Genomic DNA, 25,484 nt, shown 5'->3' with positions numbered 1-25,484 from the left:
GGGCACCGCATCGGGCCCATAGCATCGGATCCCCTGGGGGTCAGGGATCCGGACCAGTTTCAGTCGAAAGACCCGTTCCTGACGGAACGAGTCAACTTCATTGCGGGCCAGATAATGCCGGCGGCTTCATGTTGCAACTGCGAAGAAACGCCACAGGCAAGCTACGCAGTGCAATTTGCATCCTGGTAAGGTTGGTTAACGCCTTGTTTACCACGTTCGGGGAAAGGTGAGCGCGTCGGTGTACTGTGGATATCCTGTCATGCGTTGGCCACGGTTTTCCATTCGAAAAGTCAGGTGGCGCAACCCACCGTGACCATGGAAGACCGGACTTAGGCCGAATTCGCAGTCGCCCCGACCTTAAAAGCACCGGCTCCCTGCCGGTTGCGACGGCGGACAGGCATGTCGATGAACAACAAACGGTCATATCTCGAATCAATCAACGCCGGACGGAGAAGGCGCCCAAACCCCTCCTTCCAGGATATGGACCGTACGCTGGCCCGGCTTGAAGGCCGTGGCGAACCGGGGCGCGAGGCGTTTCAGGCGCCGCGCCGCGGAGAACGGCAGCGCTACCGCGAAGACGACCATCACCAGTTCGCAGATCAGTATGACCGCTATGAAGCGCCGCGCGGCGACGTGCGGCAGGGGTCGTTCGATGCTCTGGCCCGCGACATGAGCCGCGTGCGCCAGCAGGAAGACAGCCTCGGCGCTGTGACGCGCGTAGCGTCGGAACTCCAGGCACTGCGCGAGGAGCTGCGCCAGCAGATGGGCCATGGCCTTCGGCGCGAATTCGATTCGCTTCGTTCCGACATCGAACGCCTCGGTTCCATGGCGCCGTCTTCCAGCGCCGGCGAGATCGGCGCTGAATTCGAACGCCTTTCAGACGCCGTCCGGTCGCTTTCGGAACGCAGCGACGACCGCAGCGTCAACATGCTGCGGCTGGAGCTTGAGAAGGTCAAAGGTGCGCTCGGCGAACTGGCGCGCGAAGAAACCCTGCGCTCGGTCGATCGGCGCTGGTCGAGCCTCGAGAGCAAGCTGGACCGCGCACCGGACCGGGCGCAGTTCGAACCGACGCTGAAAGCACTCAACAGTCAGCTGGAACGCATCGGCCAGGCCGTCGACAGCCTGCCGGAATCGCTTTCGCTGCGCTCGCTCGAAGACAAGCTTCGCGGGCTCGCCGGCACGGTCGATCAGTTCTCCGCCAATTACGGCGCACAGATGCCTGAGTCCTTTGCGCTGATCGAGCAGCGGCTCGACGAAATCACCCGGGCGATTGCGGCTTCGGCAGCAAATGCCACGTCCCAATCCTTCGACCCGGAGCCCTTTGAGCGCATCGAGGCGCGTGTCACCTCGCTGGCGCACCAGATCGAGGAACTGGCCGAAGACCAGAGCTCCGAACAGGTCATCGACAGGCTCAACGCCCTGTCGCACCGCGTCGAGGAGATTGCGCAGCGCATCGAGGTGCCGGAATCCGCGGTCGAGGTTCTGGCCGACCAGATCAGCGCTATTGCAGGAAAGCTTGAGCAGGACCCGGCACGTAACTATGCCGATGTGATCTTCCAGGGAATGGAAGACAGGTTCGCGCAGATTTCGACTCTGCTGGAGCAGCGTCAGGGCGATGCCATCGAGCAGGGCAAGCAGCTGTTCCGCGAGCTTGAGCGGCGGCTGGAAACGGTGTCCGACAAGCTCGACCAGCGCGATACCGGCGCCGCGAATGGCGGCGCGGACCTCGTCGATGCAATGGAGCGGCGTTTTGCCGAGCTTGCGGCAAACCTGGAGACCTATCGGCCGGCCCTCGGCGACGTGCAGGGTATGGCCGGGCTCGAAGAGCGGCTTGACGATATTTCGCGCCGGCTCGACAATTCCGGCCGCGACGTTGCGGGTATCGATCCCGAAGTGATCCGCAGCCTGGAGTCCCAGGTGGCCGCGCTTTCGGCTCACCTGCAGCAGCCAAGCCAGCCGCTTCCCGAATTCGACGACATCTCGCCGCGGCTCGACCACATCGAGCAGTCGCTGTCGCAAGGGCGCGAGGCTATGGTTGAGGCCGCCCGCCGGGCCGCCCAGGAGGCGGTGAGCAGCCTTCCGCCGGGCGCCGGAGGCGAAGGCCTTTCCGCATTCTCGGCCGAGCTGAAAGCGTTCGAGGAGCTGTCGCGCAAATCGGACGAGCGCAACGCCAAGACCTTCGAGACCATTCACGACACGCTGCTGAAGATTGTCGACCGGCTCGGCACGCTGGAACAGCGGGGGCCGGCACCAGAAGCGGTGCGCAAGCCCGAATTTGCCGCCGCCGACACGCCGTCGATCGAAAGCGATTTCGGCGATGACCCGCAATTCGACGTTCCCGAACCGGCGGTCGGACCGCAGATCAGATCACCGGCTCAGGCCGCAGCCGCCGCCGCGCAGCAGGCGCTCGGCGCGGATGAGGAAACTGCCGCGGCTGGTGCCGAGAAACGCTCGATGCTCGGCGGGTTGGCGCGCAAGTTCCGCAAAGAGCGCAAACCGGCCGAAGTTGAACTCGCCGGCTCGAACGCCGCCAGCGAACCCAAACTCGACGAGCCGCTTGATCCGAGCACGGCAAACCAGCCGATCGAACCCGGCTCCGGCGCGCCCAATCTCGATGCAATCATGAAACGCGTCCGCTCGGAGGAAGGTGGCCCTGGCCCGGCGAGCAGCATGGACGCTGCCAAGTCCGACTTCATCGCTGCGGCGCGCCGCGCCGCGCAGGCGGCTGCCGCCGAGGCAGAAGCAATGAAACGCAAGGGTGACGGCGGTGGGAGCGGTCGCAAGCTGGGCGTTGGCGGAATTCTGAAGGGGCGCAGCAAGACTGCGCTCATGGCCGCGACGGCAATTGTCGTTGTTGTCGGCACGTGGCAGCTTGGCGCGGCGCTGCTTTCCGACGATGGCTCCGTGGATGTCGCCATTGCCGAACAGGAAACCATCGAACCGGCTCTGACTCCCCTGAGCGCCGAGATGCTGCATCAGGATGATCCTGCCGCGCCCACAGTGGCAGGCGAAGGCGGAACCGCTGTCGTGAACTCTGCCCGGGACGCGATCATGAACTCCGCGCCGGTCGAACACGTCGCCGAGCCCCGCAAGATCGACGAGCGCATGGCGGCTGTCGAACCCATGACATTGCCCGAGAGCGTGGACGCGGCCGACCCCGCGACTATGGCCACCTTTGTGCCGGTTGATGCCGGCCCCGTGGCGCTGCGCGAAGCTGCCGACGCCGGCGACGCGAAGGCGATGTTCGAGATCGGCAATCGTTATGCGGACGGGCGCGGTGTCGCCGCCGACATGGCGGCTGCGGCGGAATGGTACGAACGCTCCGCCGAACTCGGTTACGCGCCGGCCGAATACCGCTTGGGCAATCTCTACGAGCGCGGCTCCGGTGTGGAACGTGACATCACCGCGGCGATGGAGTGGTATGACCGGGCCGCGAAACAGGGCAACGCCAGCGCGATGCATAATCTTGCCGTGCTTTATGCAATGGGCGGAACCGAAAACGCGCCCGACAATGACCGCGCCGCGCGCTGGTTCCTGGAGGCGGCCGAACTCGGTGTGACCGACAGCCAGTACAATCTCGGTATCCTCGCGGCCAAGGGCACCGGCGTGCCGCAAAGCCTCGAAGAGAGCTACAAATGGTTCGCACTCGTGGCCAAGACGGGCGACCGCGACGCCGCGGCCAAGCGCGACGAGGTTGCGAAGGCCCTGCGTCCGGAGCAGCTCGAAAAGGCGCGCCAGACCGTCGAGCTGTGGAAAGCCCGCCCTGTGCTTCCCGAGGCCAACGTTGCCGACATTCCTGAAGAGTGGACCGAGGGCGATGCGCAAACGGCAAGCGTCGATGTCGAAAAGGCAGTGCGCAACATACAGGCCATTCTCAACAACAACGGCTACGATGCAGGCCCCGCCGACGGCGTGATGGGCGCCAAGACTCAGGCTGCCATCAAGGCCTTCCAGGCCGCCAACGGCATGGAGGCCGACGGCCAGGTCGACGACGAGCTGGTCAAGGCCTTGCTGGCGCTCAACTGACGCCTGTGGTGCCCGCCGACCATCCGCGGGCCGTCCGGGCGGCAGCCACCAGCCACTGCATTAGCCATTTGTGCGAGATTGGTTTGACTTGGCCACACTGTGGGCGCAAAACCGGCTTCTATTTCTAAGGCTTGTGGCTGGGAACGGGTGCCCGGCACGCGTTGCGCAGACCGGGTGGACGGGTGAGCATTTACCTCCCGATAGCGGAAATGTCAGTGAACCTTCTGGTGCTGCTCGGAATGGGCGCCGCAGTCGGGTTCCTCTCAGGCATGTTCGGCGTCGGCGGCGGCTTTCTAATCACGCCGCTGCTGATTTTCTACAACATTCCGCCGGCGATCGCGGTCGCGACCGGAGCCAACCAGGTTATCGGGTCATCCATTTCCGGCGCGATCGCGCACTTCAAGCGTGGAACGCTCGATTTCAAACTGGGAACGGTGCTCCTTCTGGGGGGCTTCGCCGGGTCGGCGCTCGGCGCCTATGTTTTCGCGCTGCTGCGGCGGCTCGGTCAGCTCGATCTCTTCATCTCGCTGCTCTACGTCGCGTTTCTCGGCATTGTGGGCGGACTGATGCTCGTGGAATCGGTGCGCGCGATTCAGCGTTCGCGCGGCGGCGCAACGGCAACTCTGCGCAAACCGGGCCAGCACAACTGGATTCACAAGCTGCCGCTGAAGATGCGTTTTCGGGCATCCAAGCTGTTCGTCAGCGCCATACCGGTTGTCGCCCTCGGCGCGGGCATCGGCTTTCTGGCGGCGATCATGGGTGTCGGCGGCGGCTTCATCATGGTGCCGGCCCTGATCTATCTGCTCAAGGTGCCGACCAATGTGGTGATCGGCACCTCCCTGTTTCAGATCATTTTTGTGACCGCCTTCACCACGGTATTGCATGCCACCGCCAACCAGACGGTCGATGTCGTGCTGGCGTTCCTTCTGATGGCCGGCGGTGTTGCCGGCGCTCAATATGGTGCAAGGGCCGGCCAGAAGCTGCGCGGCGAGCAGCTGCGCGCTTTGTTGGCGCTGCTGGTTCTCGCGGTTGCACTGCGGCTCGGATTCGATCTCTTCGTGCGCCCCTCGAGCATCTACACGCTGACCCCGATCGGAGGCGCATGAGATGATGCTTCGCGCGCTCCTGATCCTGATTGGCCTCATCGCCTGCGTCCATGCGGCGCTGGCGCAGGTCGAGCTTGAGAACCCGGAAAACATCCAGGTCGGCCTCTCCACCGACCGGTTCTCCATCACATCGGATTTCGGCGGGGCGGAGCTGACGATCTTCGGCGCTCTGGAAAACATCGACCCTTTGGTGAGCCGCCAGGGGCGGTATGATGTGATTGTCGTGCTGGAAGGCCCGCCGCGGCCGCTGGTGGTGTGGAAGAAGAGCCGCGTGCTCGGCATGTGGATCAACACCCAGTCGCAATCGTTCCGGGGCGTTCCGAGCTCCTATTCGGTCGCGACGACGCGGGCGTTTCAGGACATCACGAATGTCGAGAGTTACCAGCAGCTCTCGCTCGGCGCGGACAATATCTTCCTCGAGCCGATCGATGCCGAGGGTTCCAGGAAAACGATCGAAGAGTTCACCACCGCGCTGCGCGAGCGCAAACGTACGACCGGGCTCTACAGCGAGCGCATCGGCGGCGTCGAATTCCTGTCGCAGAATCTCTTCCGTGCGACGGTTTCGCTGGCGCCCAACGTGCCGGTTGGCACACATCGCGCGCGCGCCTTCCTGTTCAAGAACAGTGCCTTCCTGCGCGAGACTTCGGTTCCTCTGGTCATTTTCAAGGCCGGTTTCGAGCAGTCGATTTTCCGCGCCGCACATGAATACAGCCTGCTTTATGGTTTGCTGGCTGTCGCTCTCGCCCTGCTGACGGGGTGGATCGGCAGTGTCGTCTTCCGCAGGGAGTAGAAATGACCGAAACCGAGCAACCGGAAGAAAACCGGGCTGTCCAACAAGCGTCGCCGCAGACGGTTGCCCTGCGCCTCGGTTATGCCGGCCTGGTACCCGCGATCCTTCTTTCGCTCTGGCTGTATGGCATACCGGGCGATCACCTCTGGCGCGAAACCACCATCGCATTGCTTACAGGCTATGCGGCGGTCGTGCTGTCGTTTCTGGGTGGTATCCGCTGGGGCTATGCCATGTCGGGCACAAACGACGATACGGCGCGCCTGTTGGCGATATCGGTGGTGCCGGCGCTTGGCGGCTGGGCCGCCTTGTTTATTCCGCCGCCCTATTCATTCGTGCTTCTGGCGGTTGCATTCGCCGCCCATGGCGCCTGGGATTCGCTTTCGGCGCAATCAGGCCGCATGCCCGGCTGGTTCGCGCGGCTGCGCATGCAGCTGACGGCGGGCATCGTGGTGACGATGATCATCGCTTTTGCGGCGACGGCTACCTGAGCGCCGTGCCGGCGATCGGATAGACGCTGTTGCGGCCAAGCATGTAGGCCACCAGCCGTTCGGCGGCGAAGAGGCCGGCATAGGCGCGGTCCCTGATATTCAGCGTTCCCGTATACGCGCCGAAGGCCGGCATGATGAGGCGCTCGCCATCGCAGGCGAAACAGGCACGCCGCACCGACCGACCGCGCCGCACGATGCGGGCGCCGGGATGCAGGTGCCCGGCGATTTCGCCCGGCGCTCTCCCGCGTGAGGGTTCGTGCCGGAAAATGAGATCGCCCAGCGCCAGCTCGCGCACGCATTCACCCGGCAGATCATGCGGAGCGTCGGGATCGTGATTGCCGGCGATCCAGAACCAGTCGCGCCCCGACATCATCTCAAGCAGCGCCTCCCGATAGACCAACGGCAGGCGCGCCGCGCCCTCGGCATCGTGAAAGCTGTCGCCAAGGCTGATCACAGCCTGTGGCCGGTATTGGGCGACGATGTCCGCCAGTACCGAAAGCGTCGAACCCGTATCATATGGCGGCGCGAAGATGCCGCGGCGGGCGAGCGAAGAACCCTTTTCCAGATGCAAGTCCGACACGACAAGCAGATCGTCATCGGCGAAATAGAGCGCGCCGCGCGGGTCGCATATCGCCGTCGCACCCGCCACTTCGATCGTGGCGGTTTCATATTGCGGCTCAGCGATGGCTGCGAGGTTCATTCCTGTCTCACATCTTCATGGCGTCGGCAATCAGATCGTCCGCCGCCTCGCGCAGCAGGCTTTCGCTGGCGTCCTTGCCGACGGGTTCCTTGCCGATCTCCAGCATGATCGGAACCGCGAGCGGCGATATCTGATCCAGCCTTTTATGCATGATTCGCCCGCGAATGCGCGAGAGCATGTCGCCGAGCCTGCTGACATCGAGCAGCCCGGCGGCGGCATCTGCATGGGTGGCGCGCAGCAGAATGTGGTCGGGCTCATGGGTTCTGAGCACATCGTAGATCAGGTCGGCGGAAACGGTGATCTGGCGGCCGGACTTTTCCTGGCCGGGGTGCCGCTGCTCGACCAGTCCCGCAATAACCGCGCAATTGCGGAAGGTACGTTTCAGCATCCAGCTTTCGGCGAGCCAGGCATCGAGGTCGTCGCCCAGCATGTCCTCGTCGAAGAGTTCGCCCAGCGGGTAACGCGACTGGAACAGCGCGCCAAGATCCTCCAGTGCCCACACGGCCAGAGAGTAATCGGTCGCGACGAAGCCCAGCGGACGGGCGCCTACGCGCTCGAGCCTGCGGGTCAGAAGCATGCCCAGCGTCTGATGTGCGAGCCGGCCCTCAAAGGCGTAAGCGACCATGTAGTGGCGCTCGGCGCGGGGGAAGGTTTCGATCAGGAGGCCGTCGCGGCCGGGCAGCACGGATTTGTATTTCTGCACCTGCAACCACTCCGACACTTGCGGCGGCAGAGACGTCCAGCGCGACGTGTCGGCAAGGATCGAGCGCACCTGTTCGGCGAGATAGGTGGAGAGCGGGAACTTGCCGCCGGCATAGGAGGGAACCTTGGCATCCTCGCCGGCGGCATTCGATACAAAACACTCGTTTTCGCGGATGCCTTCCAGCCGCAGCGTCTTGCCGGCGAAGAGGAATGTGTCGCCCGGCGCCAGCGTTTCGATGAAATATTCCTCGATCTTGCCAAGCACCGGCCCGCCGCGCGCTGCCGCGCCGCGCCCGGCCCGCACATAGCGGACATTGAGCATGGGAGATTCCACGATCGTGCCGACATTCAGCCGGTATTGCTGCGCGATGCGCGGATTCGCGACGCGCCAGCGGCCGTCCTGCATCTGCCGTATGCGGGCATAACGCTCATAGCTTTTCAGCGCGTAGCCGCCAGTGGCGACGAAGGCGACCACTTCATCGAAAGTCCCGCGGTCGAGCGCGGCATAAGGTGCGGCGGAACGGACCTCGGCATAGAGCTCGTCGGCTTGGAAGGGATCGCCGCAGGCCGAGCCCAGCACGTGCTGCGCCAGCACGTCCAGCGCGCCGGCCAGCAGAGGCGGCGTATCCTGCGCGCCGAGATAGTTAGCCTCGACCGCCGCTTTGCACTCCAGCACTTCGAAGCGGTTTGCCGGCACGAGGGTGGCGCGGCTCGGCTCATCCAGCCGGTGGTTGGCGCGGCCGATACGCTGGGCAAGCCGGCTCGCGCCCTTCGGAGCGCCGACATGGACGACCAGATCGACATCGCCCCAGTCGATGCCGAGATCGAGTGTCGACGTGGCGACGATGGCGCGCAGGCTGCCATCCTCCATTGCCTTTTCGACGCGCCTTCGCTGGCCGACATCGAGCGAACCGTGATGCAGCGCGATCGGCAGCGATTCATCGTTGATGCGCCAGAGTTCCTGGAACAAAAGCTCTGCCTGGCTGCGCGTGTTGACGAACAGAAGCGTCGTTTTGTGGCGCTTGATCGCTTCATAAACTTCGGGGATCGCGTAGCGGGCGGAATGCCCAGACCAGGGCACGCGCTCGTTCGAATCCAGGATGGTGATTTCAGGTTTCGCGCCGCCCTTCACGGTGATCAGTTCAGACATAGCGCTGCGCTTTCCCTCCCCCTTGAGGGGAGGGTCGATCGGCACAGCCGATCGGGGTGGGGTGGTTGATGCAGGGCTCAGCTTTCCAGCGGCGCCTTCTGAGGCAACCCCCTCTGGCCGCTTCGCGGCCATCTCCCCCTCAAGGGGGGAGAGGCTCGCCTGGCTCACCAGCCAGCGCCGCAGCGCATCCGGGTCGGCCACCGTCGCCGACAGCCCGACCGCCTGAAGCTGCGGCTGAAAGCGGCGCAGGCGCGCCAGCCCCAGCGAAAGGAGATGGCCGCGTTTGGACGTGACGAGCGAATGCAGCTCATCGAGCACCACATAGCGAAGGCCGAAAAAGAGCCGGTCCGCCTCGCGCGAGGCGATCAGCAGAGCAAGCTGCTCTGGTGTGGTGAGCAGAATGTCGGGCGGTGCATATTTCTGCCGCTGGCGCTTGTGAGACGGCGTGTCGCCGGTGCGTGTTTCCATCGAGAGGCTGAGGCCGATCTCGGCGACCGGTTTGCCGAGATTGCGCTCGATATCGACGGCGAGCGCCTTGAGCGGCGAGATATAAAGCGTGTGGATGCCGCGAAAGGGCTCGCCCGGCTTGCGTTTCGGGCGCTCGGCCAGATCGACCAGCGAAGGCAGAAAACCGGCCAGCGTCTTGCCCGCCCCGGTCGGGGCTATGAGCAGCACCGAGGCGCCCGCCTGCGCCTTGCCCAGCAATTCCAGCTGATGTGGGCGCGGCGACCAGCCGCGCTCCGCAAACCAGCGCAGGAACGGTTCAGGCAGATAAGGGCCGGCTTCGGCGCTGGTGAGGTCTGGTTTCGCGGTCACGCGCGAACGTTAGCGCCCGGCCGCGGGCGCGCCAAGCGAAAATGCGAACAAACCGTGATCAGTTTGGCTGGCGCAGTTCGGCGGCGTGACTGGTCTCGTCTTCAGCTGCGGCCACCGGCACGTCGATAACGTCTGCCCGGCGTGCAACAACGATCAGCCCTTCGATTGCCTCGCCGCGGTCCATGCGGATCGGCTTGCGGTCGAGCGAGAGCAACTCGAAGCCGTTGGCGGCGAGCAGGTCACGCAGATAGGTCTCGGAGTGGGCATAGCGACGCGAGGCCAGAAGTACGAAGCCATCGCCGTCATGCCGCTCGACGCTGAAGGCGAACAGAGCACCAGGCGCGAGCGAAGCCGAAATGCGCGCGAACAGCGCTTCCAGTCCGCCGACATACATGAAGACATCGGCTGCCGTGACGAGATCGGCTTCTTCAGGAATAACCAAACTCTGCAGGTCGGCTTTCTCGAGCCGGTCATAGACGCGCTTTGCCTCGGCGCGCCTCAGCATCTCGGCCGACAGGTCCGCGCCTTCCAGAAAGCTCACCGCCTTGCGCAAGCGCTCGCCCATCAGACCGGTGCCGCAGCCGAGATCGACTGCATGGGCAAATGCGTTTGAGCCGGTGCGAGCTATCGCTTCGGCGAGAAGTTCCGGCACGCGATAGTTGAGCGTTTCGACCAAAGCGGTGTCGAAGTCGGGCGCATATTGGTCGAACAGCGCCTCGACGAACGCCGGCGGCGTGTGGTCGGGAAGCGGCACCGCGCCAGCGAGGCCGAGCCTGAGCGTAGCGCCAAGGCTGTCGGCGGGGTCGAGCCGCAGCACCTCGCGCCAGCAATCGGCGGCCTCTTCGGCACGGCCGGCCTCCCAGTAGATTTCGCCGCAGCGGAACCAGCCGGCGCTCCATGTGGGCGCAAGCTCAAGTGCCTCACGTAGAAGCTCGGCCGCGGCCATGTGGTCACCTGCCGAAAACAGAGCTTCGGCATAGGAGGCGCGGCGGTCGACGACGAGATCGCCGGACGAAAGCTGCAGATATTGCATGTCTTGAGGGTTCCGGAACCCGGCATCCCGGGCGCGCGGCTTATCCCGCGATTGTCGCGAACTGGCAAGAGAGATTCTGGTGGCAGCCGCGAAGGCTTTTCCGGCCGCGGCAAACCGCTATCTTCAGGCGATGCGCCCCGAACAGCTTCTCCACACAAGGCCCGAAGGTCTCTTTTGCCCGCTGGGCGATTTCTTCATCGACCCGGTGCGACCGGTGGAGCGGGCGTTGATCACGCACGGGCATTCCGACCATGCGCGTGCCGGCCACGAAAGCGTGCTCGCGACGCGCGAGACGCTGGCGATCATGAAGTTGCGCTATGGCGACGATTTCGCCGGCACCAGCCAGGCGATCGAGTGCGGCCAGCAGGTCGCGATTGGCGGCGCGAAAGTGTCCTTCCATCCGGCGGGGCATGTGCTGGGTTCGGCGCAGATCGCGGTTGAGGCCGGCGGCATCAGGATCGTGGCGTCGGGCGACTACAAACGCCAGAAAGATGCGACCTCCGCCGATTTCGAAGTGGTGCCTTGCGACGTCTTCATCACCGAAGCGACCTTCGGCCTGCCTGTCTTCAAGCACCCGGACGCCGCAGGCGAAATCAGGCGGCTGCTCGCTTCCGCCGCTGCCTTCCAGGAACGGACGCATCTGGTCGGCGCCTATGCGCTCGGCAAGGCGCAACGCGTGATCCGTCTTTTGCGCGACGCCGGCTACGACCGGCCGGTCTTCATCCACGGCGCGCTGGAGAAGCTCTGCGCCTATTATCAGAGCGAGGGTATCGAGCTTGGCCGGCTCGAACCGGCGACGCTGGACAACGCCGAGGGTGGCGATTTCGCCGGCGAGATCGTTGTTGGGCCGCCATCCGCCTTCGCCGACCGCTGGGCGCGGCGCTTCGCCGACCCGGTTTCGGCATTCGCTTCGGGCTGGATGCGTATTCGACAGCGCGCCAAGCAGCGCGGCGTGGAGCTGCCGCTGATCATCTCCGACCATGGCGACTGGGAGGAACTGACCCGCACCATACGCGATACCGGAGCAGGCGAGGTCTGGGTCACGCATGGCCGCGAAGAAGCCCTTGTGCGCTGGTGCGAGATCAACGGCATCGCCGCGCGGCCGCTCAACCTCGTCGGCTACGAGGACGAGGGCGACTAGATGCAGCGCTTCGCCGAACTCCTCGACCGGCTGGTGCTGACGGCAAGCCGCAACGCCAAGCTGAAGCTGATGACGGACTATTTGCGTTCTACGCCGGACCCCGACCGGGGCTACGCGCTGGCGGCAATCACCGGCGATTTGTCTTTCACCGGCGTGAAACCGGGCGTCTTGCGGGCGCTAGGTGCGGAGCGCATCGATCCGGTGCTTTTCGCCTACTCCTACGACTATGTCGGCGACCTGGCGGAAACGCTGTCGCTGGTATGGCCCGGCGGCGAGGAGAACAGCGGCGGCGGCCCGCCGCTGGCGCAAGTGGTGGACACGCTCGCCGCCGCCAGCCGTTCCGATGCGCCGGCAATACTTGCGGCACTACTCGACGAACTCGACATTCCGGCGCGCTTCGCGGTCATCAAGCTTGTCACCGGCGGATTGCGGATCGGCGTTTCGGCAAGGCTCGCGAAACAGGCGCTGGCTGGGCTCGGCGACATTGATGTGAGCGAGATCGAGGAAATCTGGCACGGCATCGAAGCGCCCTACGAGGCGCTTTTCGCCTGGCTCGAAGGCAAGGGCGACAAGCCGGAAGAAAGCGCTGCCGCGCTTTTCCGGCCCGTCATGCTCGCCCACCCGCTTGCCGAAAACGACCGCGAGAAGCTCGACCCCGCGGACTATGCGGCTGAATGGAAGTGGGACGGCATACGCGTTCAGGTCACCGCGGAAGCCGGCGTCCGCCGCATCTATTCGCGCACCGGTGACGATGTATCGGGTGCGTTCCCCGACCTGGTGGAGGCGGTGACGTTCGACGGCACCATCGACGGCGAATTGCTGGTCGGCACGCCGCCGCATGAGACCGGCAGCTTTTCCGATCTGCAGCAACGGCTCAACCGCAAGACTGTCTCTGCCAAGATGCAGGCGCGGTACCCGGCATTCGTGCGTTGTTACGATCTGCTGCGGGCGGGCGAAGAGGATTTGCGCGCAATGCCGTTTGCGCAACGGCGCGAGCGGCTGGCAGATTTCGTCACCGGGCTGGATGCCAGCCGCTTCGACTTGTCGCCGCTGGTGACCTTCGAAACCTTCGAGGAACTGGAGTCTCTCCGGCAGTCGCCGCCGCATCCAGTGATCGAAGGCATCATGTTGAAGCGCTGGGATTCTACTTACGCCGCTGGCCGCCCGAAAGGCCCGTGGTTCAAATGGAAGCGCGATCCGTTCCTCGTCGATGCGGTTCTGATGTACGCGCAGCGCGGACACGGCAAACGCTCCAGCTTCTATTCCGACTACACATTCGGCGTATGGACCGGGCCTGAAAACGCGCCCGAGCTGGTGCCTGTCGGCAAGGCCTATTTCGGCTTCACCGACGACGAGCTGAAGCAGATCGACAAATATGTGCGCGACAACACGGTAGAACGCTTCGGGCCGGTGCGCTCGGTGCGCGCCGAGCCAGGCCATGGGCTGGTGCTGGAAGTGGCGTTCGAAGGGCTGAACCGCTCGACCCGGCACAAATCAGGCGTGGCGATGCGTTTTCCGCGCATATCGCGGCTCAGATGGGACAAACCTGCTGGCGAAGCCGACCGGCTTGAGACACTCCTCGCGCTTCTCGACTAACGCCGCGCGGCCCTGATCTCGAAGAGATGCAGCACCTTGCCCTCATTGTCGACGTCGGAGACGATCGCGATCGTGCCATCCGCGCTAGGCGTTCCGGCCGGAAGTTCGACGTCGAAGAGATAGTCGGCGCGTTCGTAACCGACGAGATAGCGCCTGCGCCCGCAGTCGCCCAGCTCGCCGAAATTGCAGCTGATCGAAATCTGCGTTTCCCGGCCTTCCTCCGACCGGGCAATCACGTCGAATACGACATGTCCGCCAGCCAGGCGCTGCAACAGATCTTCAGGCACGTTGACAAGCACGGCCTCGCCGCCGGAGCCCGAGCGGACCACGAGGTAGGTGCCGTCGTCGTCCTCCACTTTCCCTGCCGCGGTGCCGGACGGCGTGATCACGCCGGAGACATCCGAGACATCGAACAGCGTCACCCAATCGCGGACCGTTCCCGCAGCCGGAGGCTGAGGCGTGAAGCTCTCGCCGCCTGTTGAGGGCGGCGGTTCCGTTGGTTCTGGGCGCGAAAAAAGGCCAAGCTGCGCGGTCCACCAGGCGCCGATCGCGACGGCCGCGACGAGCATGGCAACCACGAACATGACGGCATATGGCCGCCGCCGACGGTAACGCCTTGCGCCCCCGGGTGCCAGCCTGTCGTCTTCAGCCACGCCGATCTCTTCGGACGCTTCATCAAAGCGTGGCGCCGCGGGTTCGTCACGGGTCGGCGCATCGATTTGCGGCGAGGCGGTAGCCTGCCCTCCGGTTTCGGCCGCTGCGCGGGGCGGCTCCACCTTAGGTGCGGACGGCACGACGAATTCGCGTTCGATCGTTGTTATGTGGCCCTGAAGTGCCCGCCTGCGATGTGTGATGGTTTCCTGGGAAAGCTCGGGATCCGCCGCATTGGCGCGCTCCAGCGCCGCCAGCACCGACCGGTAGACGTTTTCGCGATAGGCCTTGTCGCGCGCATCGCCCTTTGCCAGCGCATCCCTTATCGCCCGCTCGATGGAATCCAATCGAAAATCCTCGTCCGCCGCTCCGACGGACAATGGTTAAACCGTGGCAGCGCTGCGATCAATCTCGATAGCTGGATGCCGTCCGCGCCGGTGGCTGCGGCCCGCCGACATTCAGGATTGCCCGCGACAGTCGATCTGCTAGAACGAGTTACGTTTACGCACACGTCAATAAATCTGAAATGAGGCAACCGATGGCGCTACCCGATATTCTGAAGCGGAACCTGCGTATCCCGGTGGTCGGTGCGCCGCTGTTCATCATCTCGCATCCGCCGCTGGTGCTGGCGCAGTGCAAGGCCGGGGTCGTCGGGTCGTTTCCAGCGCTGAATGCGCGGCCGCAGGAGCAGCTCGACGACTGGCTGGCCGAGATCACCGAAACGCTGGCGGCACATGACGCAGCCAATCCCGACCGGCCGGCGGCACCTTTCGCCGTCAACCAGATCGTTCACAAATCGAACAGCAGGCTGGAGCAGGATCTGGCTTCATGCGTCAAATACAAAGTGCCGATCGTCATCACCTCGCTGGGTGCTGTGCCGGAGGTGAATGAGGCCGTACATTCCTATGGCGGCATCGTGCTGCACGACATCATCCACGACCGGCACGCCCGCAAGGCGATCGAAAAGGGTGCCGACGGGCTGATCGCGGTTGCCACCGGTGCCGGCGGCCACGCCGGAACGCTGTCGCCTTTTGCGCTGATCCAGGAGATCAGGCAGTGGTTCGAGGGGCCGCTGTTGCTTTCCGGGGCGATCGCCAATGGCGGCGCCGTGCTCGCGGCACAGGCGATGGGCGCCGACCTCGCCTATATCGGATCGCCGTTCATCGCCACCGAGGAAGCACGCGCGGTGGATGGCTACAAGCAGATGATCGTCGATTCCAAAGCTGCCGATATCGTCTATTCCAACCTCTTTACCGGCATCCACGGCAACTACCTCAAAGGGTCGGTCGCTGCGCAGGGGCTGGATCCCGACCATCTGCCGCAATCCGACCCCTCCAAAATGGATTTCTCCTCGGGTGCGACCAAGGCCTGGAAAGACATCTGGGGTTGCGGGCAGGGCATCGGCGCAGTGGATGAGGTCGTACCGGCGGCAAAACTGATCGACCGGCTGGCCGCTGAATATGAAGCTGCAAAAAGGCGTGTTGCAGCCTGAGTTCAAAAGAAAAGGCCCGCGGCTTGCGCCACGGGCCCCTGCTGCCTGAGCTTTCAAACAGTTACTTAACCAGACCGCGCAACCACTCAAAATAGGTGCGGTTGATACGCACCGCGGTGTTGGCGGAGGGGTTTTCCGCGACGTTGACGCCGTAGATAACGCGCTCGTTCGTGGAGCCGTTGTATTTGTAGACCGAGCTGCCGCTCGAACCCGGATAGGTGTCGCACAGATACTGGAACCAGCTGTCGCCCATGTTCGCAGCGGACACATCGCAGCTTACCGCCCACATGGTTCCGGGCGGCATGTCGCCGGGATAACCGACGATGTTGGCGACGAAATTGCCCAGGTTCGGGTCATATCCGTAGCTCATCCAGCCGAGATTTTCGCCAGCCGGCTCCTGCAGGATGACGACCGCGATATCCCACGGCACGACCGATCCGTAATAGCCCTGATAGTTCGAAATGTAGCCTTCGAAGATGTGGGCTTCCTCATATTCGTAGACGCCGTGCGGCGCCTCCTGCATGGAGAGGAGGCCTGGCGCGAAAACGAAATTGTCGAGCCAGCCGGTGTCGTGATTGTAGAGGCAGTGTGCTGCGGTCAGCAGCGTGCGCGGACCGATCAGGGTTGCCGAGCAATTGAAGATCCCGCCGTCGGGACCTTCGCCCTGGATCAGGCCGAAGGTGCGGAACGGATAGTTGCTGCTGTCCGTCACCTGAATTCGGTCGTCGTCGCCGAAGACCTGGCGTGCGTCGCCGCCCTCGGCAAATGTCGGATCGGATCCTTCACGCATTGCGCCCCGTAAAGCGCGCATCACTGCATCGCTTGCCGGTTCGCGGCTCTCGGTACCGTCCTTCTTGCGGATAACGGTGCCGAGGTTCCTCTCGATCTTTTCCGCGTCGAGTTCGAGAGCGCGTGTCACACCTTCTTCGTCGAGCTTCAACTGTTCCACCGGCGAACCGCGCTCCGAAATGCGCGCACCCCCCGGTGCCGCACGCGAAGCTTCGCCGGTGCCTTCGCTGCCGGACGACACTTCTGCCGCCGTCACCGGAACCGCGACCAGAGCGAAGGCGGCAAGCGCCGACGCAAACACCGCTTTGTCAGGAAATTTCATTGCCGTAAAACTCCAGATGCCTGAGACGGGCGTGAACACAATCGACAATCATGTCGATATGATGATGCGCGCCAAGCCTATCGAAGCCCGGCAATGCGCCGATGACAAGCCTTTCGAGGCGGAGCGATCGCGGCGGGCGCCCCATTTATTCCAACTTTGATGTCAACTAATGTTTCCGTATCGTCACCTATGGGCTTTAGGTGGCTATCGGCCGGGCCGCACGAATGCGTTGGGGCACGGTGCACATGTCTCAGGAGGACAATTTGAGCTTCTTCACTCGTGGATACCAAGTCACGGCAGCATCGCTGACGGCTCTGGCGCTGTCGCTGCCTTTTGCGACGCAGTCACTGGCGCAGGACGCGCGGCCGGAAACGTCGCCCGCAAGCCGTGTGCCGGAGTTGCGTTCCAATGCCATGGAACCGTCGGACGACCGTGTCTTCGGCGGCAAGGAAGCGGCCAAGGGCGCGTGGCCGTTCCAGGTCGCGCTTTTGACCACCGAGTGGCTGGACGACTCGCCTCAGTCGCAGCCAAATGCGCAGTTCTGCGGCGGCAGCCTGATAGCGCCAAACTGGGTACTGACGGCGGCCCACTGCCTTTACGATTTCGGCGAGGCGATCCCGGCTGAAACGGTGACCGTACTCTCCGAAGCGACCAACCTTGCTGAAGGCAAGCGGCTGGCCGTTGCCGAGGTCATCGTGCACGAGGGTTACGATCCTTCGACGCTGGACAACGATATCGGGCTGCTGCGGCTGGCCGACTCGGCGACCGCGCCGACCATCGCAATGACAAGCGACGATCTGGATGGCGGCGACGCCACGGTGATCGGCTGGGGCATGATGGACGACGGCAGCTTCCCCAACAATCTGATGGAAGCCAGCATCAAGCTGTTCCCCAACGCCGCCTGTAACAGTGGTATCAAGGAAATCTACGCCCGCGACATCGGCGCAATCCTGCGCGACTACGCCTGGCGCATGCGCTACAGCGAAACCGCTATCGACGATGCCGTGCAGACCATGGCGGCGACGATGGGCAACCCGCTTACGGGTAACATGCTGTGTGCCGGCGAAGCAGACGGCGCGCGCGACGCCTGCAACGGCGACAGCGGTGGGCCGCTTTTCACCATGGTCGACGGCAAGCCGGTTCAGGTCGGTATCGTGTCCTGGGGCGAAGGCCCGATCGACGCTGACGCTGCCTGCGGCCACGCCAATGCCTACGGCATCTACACGCGGCTGGCCAACTACAAGGACTGGATAGCAGGAAAAATGAACTAAGCCTGCGGACAGCTGGCTTTGGAGAGGGCGGTGCTGTGCGCCGCCCTTTCCCGTTCAGAGGCGGGTGACGACCCTGTGCGTCGGCGGATGTGTCATGCGCACGAGCGTGATCGGCCGCCCAGCCAGCCAGGTCAATCGCTCGCCGACAAAGACCGGTGAACCCAATGGAAGCCCGAGCGCCGGGGCTTCCTCGCCCGAGGCCGCAGCTGCAAAGAACGCATATTCCGCGGTCGAAAACGGTGCATGGGCGACGAGCCATTCGTTGGGGCCAACCGAGCTGAAGTCGACCTCTTCGGCTTCGGGTACCGCCATCAGGCTGATCCAGCGGTCCTCGTACTGGTACGGCGCGCGGTCTGCGAGATGCAGGCAGCGCAGATGCAGGAACCGGGCGCCCTGCGCGATCTGAAGCCGTGCGGCGACAAGTTCCGGCGCTCCGACGATTTCGCGCGACAGCAGGCTGTAGTCGTACCGCGCGCCGGTGTCCTCTATCTCCTGGCGCACAAGCGGGATCACGAAACGTGCCTCTCGCACCGGGTTTTCCGAAACCCGGCTTCCAGCCTTTCGTTTGCGTTCGATCAGCCCGCGTGCGGCGAGGTCCTGCATCGCCCGGTTGACGGTCGCGCGAGAGGCGCCGAACTCGGCGGCCAGCGTTTCCTCGCCCGGCAGCCCAGCACCCGGCGCCCACTCGCGCACGGCGATACGGCGCTCAAGCTCGTCGCGTATGTCTTTCCAGGATATGCGGGCTGCGTTCACAGGCGGCTACCGAGACTTTCGAGTACCTTGCGGTATCGGGCGCGGATCGCGTCCGACGACACATGTGATCCATCGCGTACCATATAACGCCCTGCTGCCCACACGTCGCGCACCTGTACGCCGCCGGTGAAAATCCATTCGTCGAGAACAAGATCCTTGGCTCCGAATGCCGACAGTTCTCCTGCGGACAGCGCTACGAGATCGCCCCAGCGTCCGGCAGCGATCTCGCCGCTATTTCGGTTGAGCGCGCGCATGCCGCCCGATAGCGCGCCGAGATAGAGCCGGCGTCCGGCCGATTGTTTCGGTTCTGCCAGAACCACCCGCGCACGGTCGCGCAGGCGTTGCGAATATTCGAGCTGCCGCAGCTCCCCGGCAACGCTTATGGAGATGTTGGAGTCTGAGCCCACACCGAAATTGCCTGCCGGTTTCAGAAAGGTCGGTGCGTCGAATATGCCGTCGCCGAGATTTGCTTCGGTAACGGGACAGAGCCCCGCAACGGCTCCTGACGCGCCGAGCCGCGATGCTTCGTCCGGCGTCATGTGCGTGCAGTGGATCAGGCACCACCGGTCGTCGACGTCGTGATTGCCGAGCAGCCATTCCACCGGCCGCCCCTTCAATACGGCCAGCGTCTCCTCGATTTCGGCCTCCTGTTCGGCGATGTGCATGTGCAGCGGCAACTGCGGCTGCCAGCCGGCGAGTTCGGCAAGGTCGGCGGCGGGAACAGCGCGCAGCGAGTGCGGTGCAATGCCGAAACCGGTGTCCGCCGTCGCGCCGGCGGCGATCTCCATGCTCCGGGCGACCAGATTGCCGAAGCTGTCGAGCTCGTTGGCGAAACGCAGCTGGCCGCCTTTCAGCGGCCGTCCGTCAACGCCGCCTTGCCGGTAGTAGACCGGAAGCAGCGTCAGCCCGATGCCGGATTGCGAAGCGGCCGCGGCAATACGAACGGCCAGCTCGCCGATGTCGTCGTACTGGGCCCCGCCGGGCTGGTTGTGCAGGTAATGGAACTCGGCCACCGCCGCGAAACCGGACTCCAGCATCTCGACGAACGCCAGTGCCGCGACGGCTTCGATCTCGTCCGGCGTCAGGATGTCGAGGAAGCGGTACATGACCTCGCGCCAGGTCCAGAAACTGTCGCGTTCGTTGGGTCCGCGCCGCTCCGCCAGGCCGGCCATGGCCCGCTGAAATGTGTGGCTGTGCAGGTTGGAAACCGCGGGCACCAGCACCGGTACGCGGGTGGCAGCTGTGTCGGCTGCTGCATTTGGGGTCACTTCAGCTACATGGCCATCGTCGCCGATCCGGACATTTACATTGGTCGCCCAACCGTCGGGCAGCAGCGCGTTTTCGGCGAAGATGGATTGCATCGATGAATTCCGTTTGACTTATTATGTCTATACATAATACCATCAATCTCTGCTTATTGAAACCGAAAACGCACCGATGACCACAAGACTGTTCGTCAACATGCGGCTCGCGACGATGCGCGGCGGCGCCCCCTATGGGCTACTTGAAGGCCACGCCGTCGGCGTCGAGAACGGTCGCATTGCATTGGTGGCCCCCGAGGGCGAACTCCCCTCCGGCTGGCACGGCGCTGAGCGTGTCGACCTCGGCGGCCGATTGGTCACGCCAGCCCTCATCGATTGCCATACGCACATTGTTTTCGGCGGCAACCGGGCGCGCGAATTCGAAATGCGGCTCGAGGGCGCGAGCTACGAGGAGATCGCGCGGGCCGGCGGCGGCATCGTGTCGACCATGTCGGCGACGCGGGCGGCTAGCGAGGACGAGCTCGTCGAATCGGCGCTGCCGCGCATCGACGCCTTGATCGCAGAGGGCGTCTCGACCATCGAGATCAAATCCGGCTACGGGCTTTCGGTCGAGCACGAACTGAAGATGCTGCGCGCGGCGCGGCGTCTCGGTGAGATGCGGCCCGTCCGCATCGTCACCTCCTGGCTTGCTGCCCACGCGCTGCCGCCCGAATTCAAGGGCCGCGCCGACGACTATATCGGCGAGGTCGTTCTACCCGGCATGACCCAGGCGAAAGCCGAGGGTCTTGCAGACGCGGTCGATGGATTCTGCGAGGGCATCGCCTTTTCGCCAGATCAGATGCAGCGTGTATTCGAACATGCCCAGACGCTCGGCCTGCCGGTGAAGCTGCATGCCGAGCAGCTGTCCAATCTCGGCGGCGCGGCTTTTGCCGCGCGGCACGGCGCCATTTCGGCCGACCATCTGGAGTATCTCGACGCGGCCGGCGTAAACGCGATGGCCGAGCACGGCACGGTGGCGGTGCTCCTGCCGGGCGCGTTTTACACGCTGCGCGAGACGCAATTGCCGCCGGTGCAGTTGCTGCGCGAGGCGGGCGTACCGATCGCCGTTGCGACCGACTGCAACCCCGGCTCGTCGCCGCTCGCTTCTTTGCTGCTGACCATGAACATGGCCTGTACGCTGTTCCGCATGACGCCGGAGGAAGCGCTTGCGGGCGTGACGCGCAACGCCGCGGCGGCACTGGGCCTTTCGGAAGAAATCGGGACCATCGAGCAAGGCAAGGCCGCCGAACTCGCGGTCTGGAACGCCGGGGAGCCGGCCGAACTGGCCTATCGCATCGGCTTCAACCCGCTTCATCTGCGCATTGGGGGAGAAAATTGAATGACGCTTGTGCTGCAACCGGGAAAGGTCACCATTCAGGACCTGGAACGTGTCTGGCGGGAGATGCCGCCGGTACGGCTGGACCCGTCCTGCCACAAGGCAATTGAAGCGGCGGCCGCGCGCATCGCCAGCATCGCGCGCGGCAACGAGGCCATCTACGGCGTCAATACCGGGTTCGGAAAACTGGCCAGCGTCAGCATTCCGCCGCACGACGTCGAGACACTGCAGCGCAACCTGATCCTCTCCCATTGTTGCGGCGTGGGAGCGCCGTTCTCCGAGCAGATCGTGCGGCTGGTCATGGCACTGAAGCTACTGTCTCTGGGTCGCGGCGCGTCCGGCGTGCGGATGGACGTCATCCGGCTGATCGAGGAGATGCTTGCGCGCGGCGTCATCCCGCTCATTCCGGAAAAAGGATCGGTGGGCGCCTCGGGCGATCTTGCTCCGCTTGCCCACATGGCGGCGGCTATGATGGGCGAGGGTGAAGCCTATTTCGGCGGAGAACGGCTGCCGGCAGCTGATGCTCTCGAAAAGGCTGGACTGGAGCCGCTGGTCTTTCAGGCCAAGGAAGGCATCGCTCTGATCAACGGCACTCAGGTCTCGACGGCGCTGGCGCTGGCCGGCCTGTTCCGCGCCCACCGCGCGGCACGTTCGGCGCTGATCACCGGGGCGCTCTCGACCGACGCGGCAATGGGCTCGTCGGCGCCGTTTCACCCTGAAATACACGCACTGCGCGGACACCGCGGGCAGATCGACGCTGCAGCGGCGCTGATCTCGCTGCTCGACGGGTCGGAGATACGCGAGAGCCATCGCGAGGGCGACCAGCGCGTGCAGGATCCCTATTGCATCCGCTGCCAGCCGCAGGTCGATGGCGCTTGTCTCGACCTTCTCCGGCAAGCTGCCCACACGCTTACGATCGAGGCCAATGCCGTCACCGACAATCCGCTCATTCTGTCTGACGGCAGCGTGGTGTCGGGCGGCAATTTCCACGCCGAGCCCGTGGCGCTTGCGGCCGACCAGATAGCGCTTGCCGTTTGCGAGATCGGCGCAATCGCCCAGCGGCGCATCGCGCTGCTTGTCGACCCGGCGCTTTCATTCGGGCTGCCGGCTTTCCTGTCACCAAAACCAGGGTTGAATTCCGGGCTGATGATTGCCGAAGTCACCTCTGCGGCGCTGATGTCGGAAAACAAGCAGATGGCGCACCCGGCGTCTGTCGACTCCACGCCGACCTCCGCCAATCAGGAAGATCATGTGTCGATGGCCTGCCACGGTGCGCGCCGCCTCACACCGATGACCGAAAATCTCTTCGGCATCATCGGCATTGAGGCGCTGACGGCCGCACAGGGGGTTGATCTGCGCGCGCCGCTGAAGACGAGCGCCGAATTGCAGAACGCGCACAAGGCGATCCGTTCAGCCGCGGCGATGATCGCGGAAGACCGGTATCTGGCCGTGGATCTGGAGGCAGCTTCCGAACTCATTGCCTCGGGCGGCCTCAATGCTTCCGTGGGCGCGGGCATCCTGCCGGAGCTTGATGCATGATCCCTGTCGAGGTCAGTCGGGGCTCATCGCCTGTCATCCTCGGGCTGCCGCACACCGGCACGCATGTGCCGCCGGATATCTGGGATCGCCTCAACGAGGAAGGGCGCAAGCTGCGCGATACGGACTGGCATGTGCACACGCTCTATGATGGTCTGCCGCCCGGTGCGACGACCGTTCGGGCGACGTTCCATCGCTACGTGATCGACGCCAATCGCGATCCCGGCGGCCAGAGCCTCTATCCCGGGCAGAACACGACCAGCCTTGTGCCGCTGACCGATTTCGACAACCAGCCGATCTGGAAGGACGGCGCGGAACCGGGCGTACGCGACATCGAACAGCGGATCGCCGAATTTCACACGCCCTATCACGCTGCATTGCAGGCCGAGATCGACCGGGTGCTGGCCGAGCATGAAATCGCAATCCTCTACGATTGCCACTCCATTCGTTCGCACTGCCCCTTTCTGTTCGACGGGCGGTTGCCGGATTTCAACATCGGCACCAACAACGGCGCCACCTGCGCGCCGGCACTGGAGCTTGCTGTAGCGGACATCTGCTCGGCGGCCCAAGGTTATGACCACGTCGTCAACGGCCGCTTCCGAGGCGGCTGGACAACCCGCCATTACGGCCGCCCGCATGCGGGCGTGCACGCCATTCAGATGGAGCTTGCGCAGGCGACCCACCTCGCAACCGAAGAACCGCCATTCGACTATGACGGGCAGAAGGCGAAACGATTGCGTGTCCATCTGGGCGCCATTCTCAACCGCCTCAACGACATTGCGCTCGTCATCACACCCGGAGCCAGACCATGACAAATCCACGCCACAACATCCGCGATGTGCGCTCTCCGCGCGGTCCCGAAATCAGCGCCAAGAGCTGGGTTACCGAGGCCCCGCTGCGGATGCTGATGAACAACCTCGACGCCGAGGTTGCAGAAAACCCGCACGAACTGGTGGTTTATGGCGGTATCGGCCGCGCCGCCCGCACCTGGGACGATTTCGACCGTATCGCCGCATCGTTGCGCACGCTGGAGGGCGACGAAACACTGCTCGTGCAGTCGGGCAAACCCGTTGGCGTGTTCAAGACCCATGCCGACGCGCCGCGCGTCCTGATCGCTAATTCCAACCTCGTGCCGCACTGGGCCGACTGGGATCATTTCAACGAGCTAGATCGCAAGGGCCTGATGATGTACGGCCAGATGACGGCCGGTTCGTGGATCTACATCGGCACGCAGGGCATCGTGCAGGGCACCTACGAAACCTTCGTGGAGGCCGGCCGCCAGCATTATGGCGGCGACCTCAAGGGCAAATGGATCCTCACCGCCGGGCTCGGCGGCATGGGTGGCGCTCAGCCGCTTGCCGCGGTGATGGCGGGAGCCTGCTGCCTGGCCATCGAGTGCAATCCCGATTCCATCGATTTCCGCCTGCGCACCCGATATCTCGACGAGAAGGCCGAGACGATCGACGAAGCGCTGGCGATGATCGAGCGCTGGACGAAGGCGGGCGAGGCGAAATCCGTCGGCCTGCTTGGCAACGCGGCCGAAATCCTGCCCGAGCTGCGCCGGCGCGGCGTGCGGCCGGACATGCTGACCGACCAGACCTCGGCCCATGATCCGGTCAACGGCTATTTGCCCAAAGGCTGGACGATGGGCGAATGGCGCGAGAAGCGTGAGAGCGATCCGAAGGCGGTCGAGAAGGCGGCACGCGCGTCAATGCGTGAGCATGTCGAAGCGATGGTGGCCTACTGGAACGACGGCGTGCCGACGCTCGACTACGGCAACAATATCCGCCAGGTCGCCAAGGATGAAGGTTTCGAAAACGCCTTCGCGTTCCCGGGTTTCGTGCCGGCCTATATCCGGCCGCTGTTCTGCCGCGGCGTCGGCCCGTTCCGCTGGGCAGCACTCTCCGGCGACCCCGAGGATATCTACAAGACCGACGCCAAGGTGAAGGAACTGCTGCCCGACAACGAGCATCTGCACCGCTGGCTCGACATGGCCAAGGAGCGTATTTCGTTCCAGGGCCTGCCGGCGCGCATCTGTTGGGTGGGGCTGGGCGACCGTCACCGGCTGGGTCTCGCCTTCAACGAGATGGTCGCAAAGGGCGAGCTTTCGGCGCCGGTGGTAATCGGGCGCGACCACCTCGATTCCGGCTCGGTCGCATCGCCGAACCGCGAGACCGAGGCTATGAAGGACGGCTCGGACGCCGTGTCCGACTGGCCGCTGCTCAACGCGCTGCTCAACTGCGCATCGGGCGCAACCTGGGTGTCGCTACACCACGGCGGTGGCGTCGGCATGGGCTTTTCGCAGCATTCCGGCATGGTGATCTGCGCCGACGGCACGGATGATGCTGCCCGCAGGCTTGAACGTGTATTGTGGAACGACCCGGCGACAGGTGTCATGCGGCACGCCGATGCCGGCTACGAGATCGCGCTCGATTGTGCGCGCGAAAAAGGCCTCAGGCTGCCTGGCATTCTGGGCAACTGAGCA

Annotated in this window: 19 protein-coding genes; 12 read left to right on the top strand and 7 right to left on the bottom strand. The window is 64.2% G+C overall.

The features are described from left to right. Positions 1 to 405 precede the first annotated feature (405 nt). The 4 genes from EP165_RS05495 to EP165_RS05480 all read left to right on the top strand — a co-directional run bounded on the left by EP165_RS05495 (position 406) and on the right by EP165_RS05480 (position 6,410). Entirely contained in the window at positions 406 to 4,026 is a 3,621-nt protein-coding gene (locus tag EP165_RS05495; RefSeq protein WP_127520477.1) for a peptidoglycan-binding protein, read from the top strand. A 182-nt stretch (positions 4,027 to 4,208) separates the two neighbouring features. After that, on the top strand, positions 4,209 to 5,132 hold the full coding sequence (locus tag EP165_RS05490) for a sulfite exporter TauE/SafE family protein (RefSeq protein ID WP_127520476.1): 924 nt from the start codon (positions 4,209 to 4,211) through the stop codon (positions 5,130 to 5,132). Between the two features lies 1 nt (position 5,133). Further along, the gene (locus tag EP165_RS05485; RefSeq protein ID WP_127520475.1) at positions 5,134 to 5,922 is read left to right on the top strand and encodes a TIGR02186 family protein; all 789 of its coding nucleotides are present in this window, start codon (positions 5,134 to 5,136) and stop codon (positions 5,920 to 5,922) included. Positions 5,923 to 5,924: 2 nt separating this feature from the next. Then, positions 5,925 to 6,410, top strand: coding sequence for a DUF3429 domain-containing protein (locus EP165_RS05480; protein WP_127520474.1), 486 nt, complete (start codon positions 5,925 to 5,927; stop codon positions 6,408 to 6,410). On the opposite strand, the gene pdeM is transcribed toward EP165_RS05480, so the two are convergent. From pdeM to EP165_RS05465, 3 genes are read right to left on the bottom strand one after another with little or no spacing between them, the layout of a single operon-like run. Continuing rightward, complete coding sequence (gene pdeM, locus EP165_RS05475; protein ID WP_127520473.1) at positions 6,403 to 7,110, bottom strand: ligase-associated DNA damage response endonuclease PdeM; 708 nt, start codon at positions 7,108 to 7,110, stop codon at positions 6,403 to 6,405. The two genes, EP165_RS05480 and pdeM, sit on opposite strands and share 8 nt — an antisense overlap. Before the next feature lie 7 nt (positions 7,111 to 7,117). Continuing rightward, positions 7,118 to 9,778, bottom strand: a complete 2,661-nt coding sequence (locus tag EP165_RS05470) for a ligase-associated DNA damage response DEXH box helicase (RefSeq protein WP_127520472.1) — start codon at positions 9,776 to 9,778, stop codon at positions 7,118 to 7,120. 58 nt (positions 9,779 to 9,836) lie between these two features. Next, positions 9,837 to 10,811: a class I SAM-dependent methyltransferase gene (locus EP165_RS05465; protein ID WP_127520471.1), complete on the bottom strand. Its 975-nt coding sequence runs from the start codon at positions 10,809 to 10,811 to the stop codon at positions 9,837 to 9,839. Between the two features lie 130 nt (positions 10,812 to 10,941). Here EP165_RS05465 and EP165_RS05460 point away from each other — a divergent pair, with 130 nt between their 5' ends. Both EP165_RS05460 and EP165_RS05455 read left to right on the top strand, forming a co-directional pair. After that, entirely contained in the window at positions 10,942 to 11,952 is a 1,011-nt protein-coding gene (locus EP165_RS05460) for a ligase-associated DNA damage response exonuclease (protein WP_127520818.1), read from the top strand. Next, positions 11,953 to 13,548: a cisplatin damage response ATP-dependent DNA ligase gene (locus tag EP165_RS05455; protein ID WP_127520470.1), complete on the top strand. Its 1,596-nt coding sequence runs from the start codon at positions 11,953 to 11,955 to the stop codon at positions 13,546 to 13,548. Here EP165_RS05455 and EP165_RS05450 read toward each other — a convergent pair. Next, positions 13,545 to 14,546 carry a hypothetical protein gene (locus EP165_RS05450; protein ID WP_127520469.1) on the bottom strand — a complete coding sequence of 334 codons (1,002 nt, stop codon included), beginning with the start codon at positions 14,544 to 14,546 and terminating at the stop codon, positions 13,545 to 13,547. The two genes, EP165_RS05455 and EP165_RS05450, sit on opposite strands and share 4 nt — an antisense overlap. A 191-nt stretch (positions 14,547 to 14,737) precedes the next feature. On the opposite strand from EP165_RS05450, the gene EP165_RS05445 reads away from it, so the two are divergent. After that, positions 14,738 to 15,691, top strand: coding sequence for an NAD(P)H-dependent flavin oxidoreductase (locus tag EP165_RS05445; protein WP_127520468.1), 954 nt, complete (start codon positions 14,738 to 14,740; stop codon positions 15,689 to 15,691). A 61-nt stretch (positions 15,692 to 15,752) separates the two neighbouring features. Here EP165_RS05445 and EP165_RS05440 read toward each other — a convergent pair whose 3' ends face one another. Continuing rightward, complete coding sequence (locus EP165_RS05440; protein ID WP_127520467.1) at positions 15,753 to 16,802, bottom strand: trypsin-like serine peptidase; 1,050 nt, start codon at positions 16,800 to 16,802, stop codon at positions 15,753 to 15,755. A gap of 263 nt (positions 16,803 to 17,065) precedes the next feature. Here EP165_RS05440 and EP165_RS05435 point away from each other — a divergent pair, with 263 nt between their 5' ends. Then, positions 17,066 to 18,073, top strand: a complete 1,008-nt coding sequence (locus EP165_RS05435) for a serine protease (protein WP_245440028.1) — start codon at positions 17,066 to 17,068, stop codon at positions 18,071 to 18,073. Positions 18,074 to 18,127: 54 nt separating this feature from the next. On the opposite strand, the gene hutC is transcribed toward EP165_RS05435, so the two are convergent. Both hutC and EP165_RS05425 read right to left on the bottom strand, forming a co-directional pair. Then, positions 18,128 to 18,826: a histidine utilization transcriptional repressor HutC gene (hutC, locus tag EP165_RS05430; protein ID WP_127520465.1), complete on the bottom strand. Its 699-nt coding sequence runs from the start codon at positions 18,824 to 18,826 to the stop codon at positions 18,128 to 18,130. Further along, positions 18,823 to 20,187: a formimidoylglutamate deiminase gene (locus EP165_RS05425; protein ID WP_127520464.1), complete on the bottom strand. Its 1,365-nt coding sequence runs from the start codon at positions 20,185 to 20,187 to the stop codon at positions 18,823 to 18,825. Before EP165_RS05425 ends, hutC begins: the two co-directional genes overlap by 4 nt. A gap of 76 nt (positions 20,188 to 20,263) precedes the next feature. Between EP165_RS05425 and hutI the strand changes: the two genes are divergently transcribed. From hutI to hutU, 4 genes are read left to right on the top strand one after another with little or no spacing between them, the layout of a single operon-like run. Continuing rightward, positions 20,264 to 21,466 carry an imidazolonepropionase gene (hutI, locus tag EP165_RS05420; protein WP_127520463.1) on the top strand — a complete coding sequence of 401 codons (1,203 nt, stop codon included), beginning with the start codon at positions 20,264 to 20,266 and terminating at the stop codon, positions 21,464 to 21,466. Then, positions 21,467 to 23,002 (top strand): histidine ammonia-lyase, encoded by a 1,536-nt coding sequence (gene hutH, locus EP165_RS05415; protein ID WP_127520462.1) that lies wholly within the window; start codon positions 21,467 to 21,469, stop codon positions 23,000 to 23,002. Continuing rightward, on the top strand, positions 22,999 to 23,811 hold the full coding sequence (gene hutG, locus EP165_RS05410; protein ID WP_127520461.1) for an N-formylglutamate deformylase: 813 nt from the start codon (positions 22,999 to 23,001) through the stop codon (positions 23,809 to 23,811). The genes hutH and hutG overlap by 4 nt, the downstream gene beginning before the upstream one ends. Further along, the gene (hutU, locus tag EP165_RS05405) at positions 23,808 to 25,481 is read left to right on the top strand and encodes a urocanate hydratase (RefSeq protein WP_127520460.1); all 1,674 of its coding nucleotides are present in this window, start codon (positions 23,808 to 23,810) and stop codon (positions 25,479 to 25,481) included. The genes hutG and hutU overlap by 4 nt, the downstream gene beginning before the upstream one ends. The last annotated feature ends 3 nt before the right edge of the window (positions 25,482 to 25,484 follow it).

This window comes from Mesorhizobium sp. Z1-4, from assembly GCF_004000235.1.
GTDB lineage: Bacteria > Pseudomonadota > Alphaproteobacteria > Rhizobiales > Rhizobiaceae > RCIO01.
The sequence above is the reverse complement of the archived record's forward strand: the minus strand, read 5'-3'. Positions and strand labels throughout refer to the sequence as shown.

Bases quoted from the DNA above. Each gene is read 5' to 3' on its own strand.
- pdeM (WP_127520473.1), bottom strand. From the start codon at position 7,110: ATGAACCTCGCAGCCATCGCTGAGCCGCAATATGAAACCGCCACGATC.
- hutG (WP_127520461.1), top strand. From the start codon at position 22,999: ATGATCCCTGTCGAGGTCAGTCGGGGCTCATCGCCTGTCATCCTCGGG.
- EP165_RS05495 (WP_127520477.1), top strand. From the start codon at position 406: ATGAACAACAAACGGTCATATCTCGAATCAATCAACGCCGGACGGAGA.
- hutH (WP_127520462.1), top strand. From the start codon at position 21,467: ATGACGCTTGTGCTGCAACCGGGAAAGGTCACCATTCAGGACCTGGAA.
- hutI (WP_127520463.1), top strand. From the start codon at position 20,264: ATGACCACAAGACTGTTCGTCAACATGCGGCTCGCGACGATGCGCGGC.
- EP165_RS05425 (WP_127520464.1), bottom strand. From the start codon at position 20,187: ATGCAATCCATCTTCGCCGAAAACGCGCTGCTGCCCGACGGTTGGGCG.
- EP165_RS05465 (WP_127520471.1), bottom strand. From the start codon at position 10,811: ATGCAATATCTGCAGCTTTCGTCCGGCGATCTCGTCGTCGACCGCCGC.
- EP165_RS05485 (WP_127520475.1), top strand. From the start codon at position 5,134: ATGATGCTTCGCGCGCTCCTGATCCTGATTGGCCTCATCGCCTGCGTC.
- EP165_RS05480 (WP_127520474.1), top strand. From the start codon at position 5,925: ATGACCGAAACCGAGCAACCGGAAGAAAACCGGGCTGTCCAACAAGCG.
- EP165_RS05445 (WP_127520468.1), top strand. From the start codon at position 14,738: ATGGCGCTACCCGATATTCTGAAGCGGAACCTGCGTATCCCGGTGGTC.
- hutU (WP_127520460.1), top strand. From the start codon at position 23,808: ATGACAAATCCACGCCACAACATCCGCGATGTGCGCTCTCCGCGCGGT.
- EP165_RS05440 (WP_127520467.1), bottom strand. From the start codon at position 16,802: ATGAAATTTCCTGACAAAGCGGTGTTTGCGTCGGCGCTTGCCGCCTTC.
- EP165_RS05460 (WP_127520818.1), top strand. From the start codon at position 10,942: ATGCGCCCCGAACAGCTTCTCCACACAAGGCCCGAAGGTCTCTTTTGC.
- EP165_RS05455 (WP_127520470.1), top strand. From the start codon at position 11,953: ATGCAGCGCTTCGCCGAACTCCTCGACCGGCTGGTGCTGACGGCAAGC.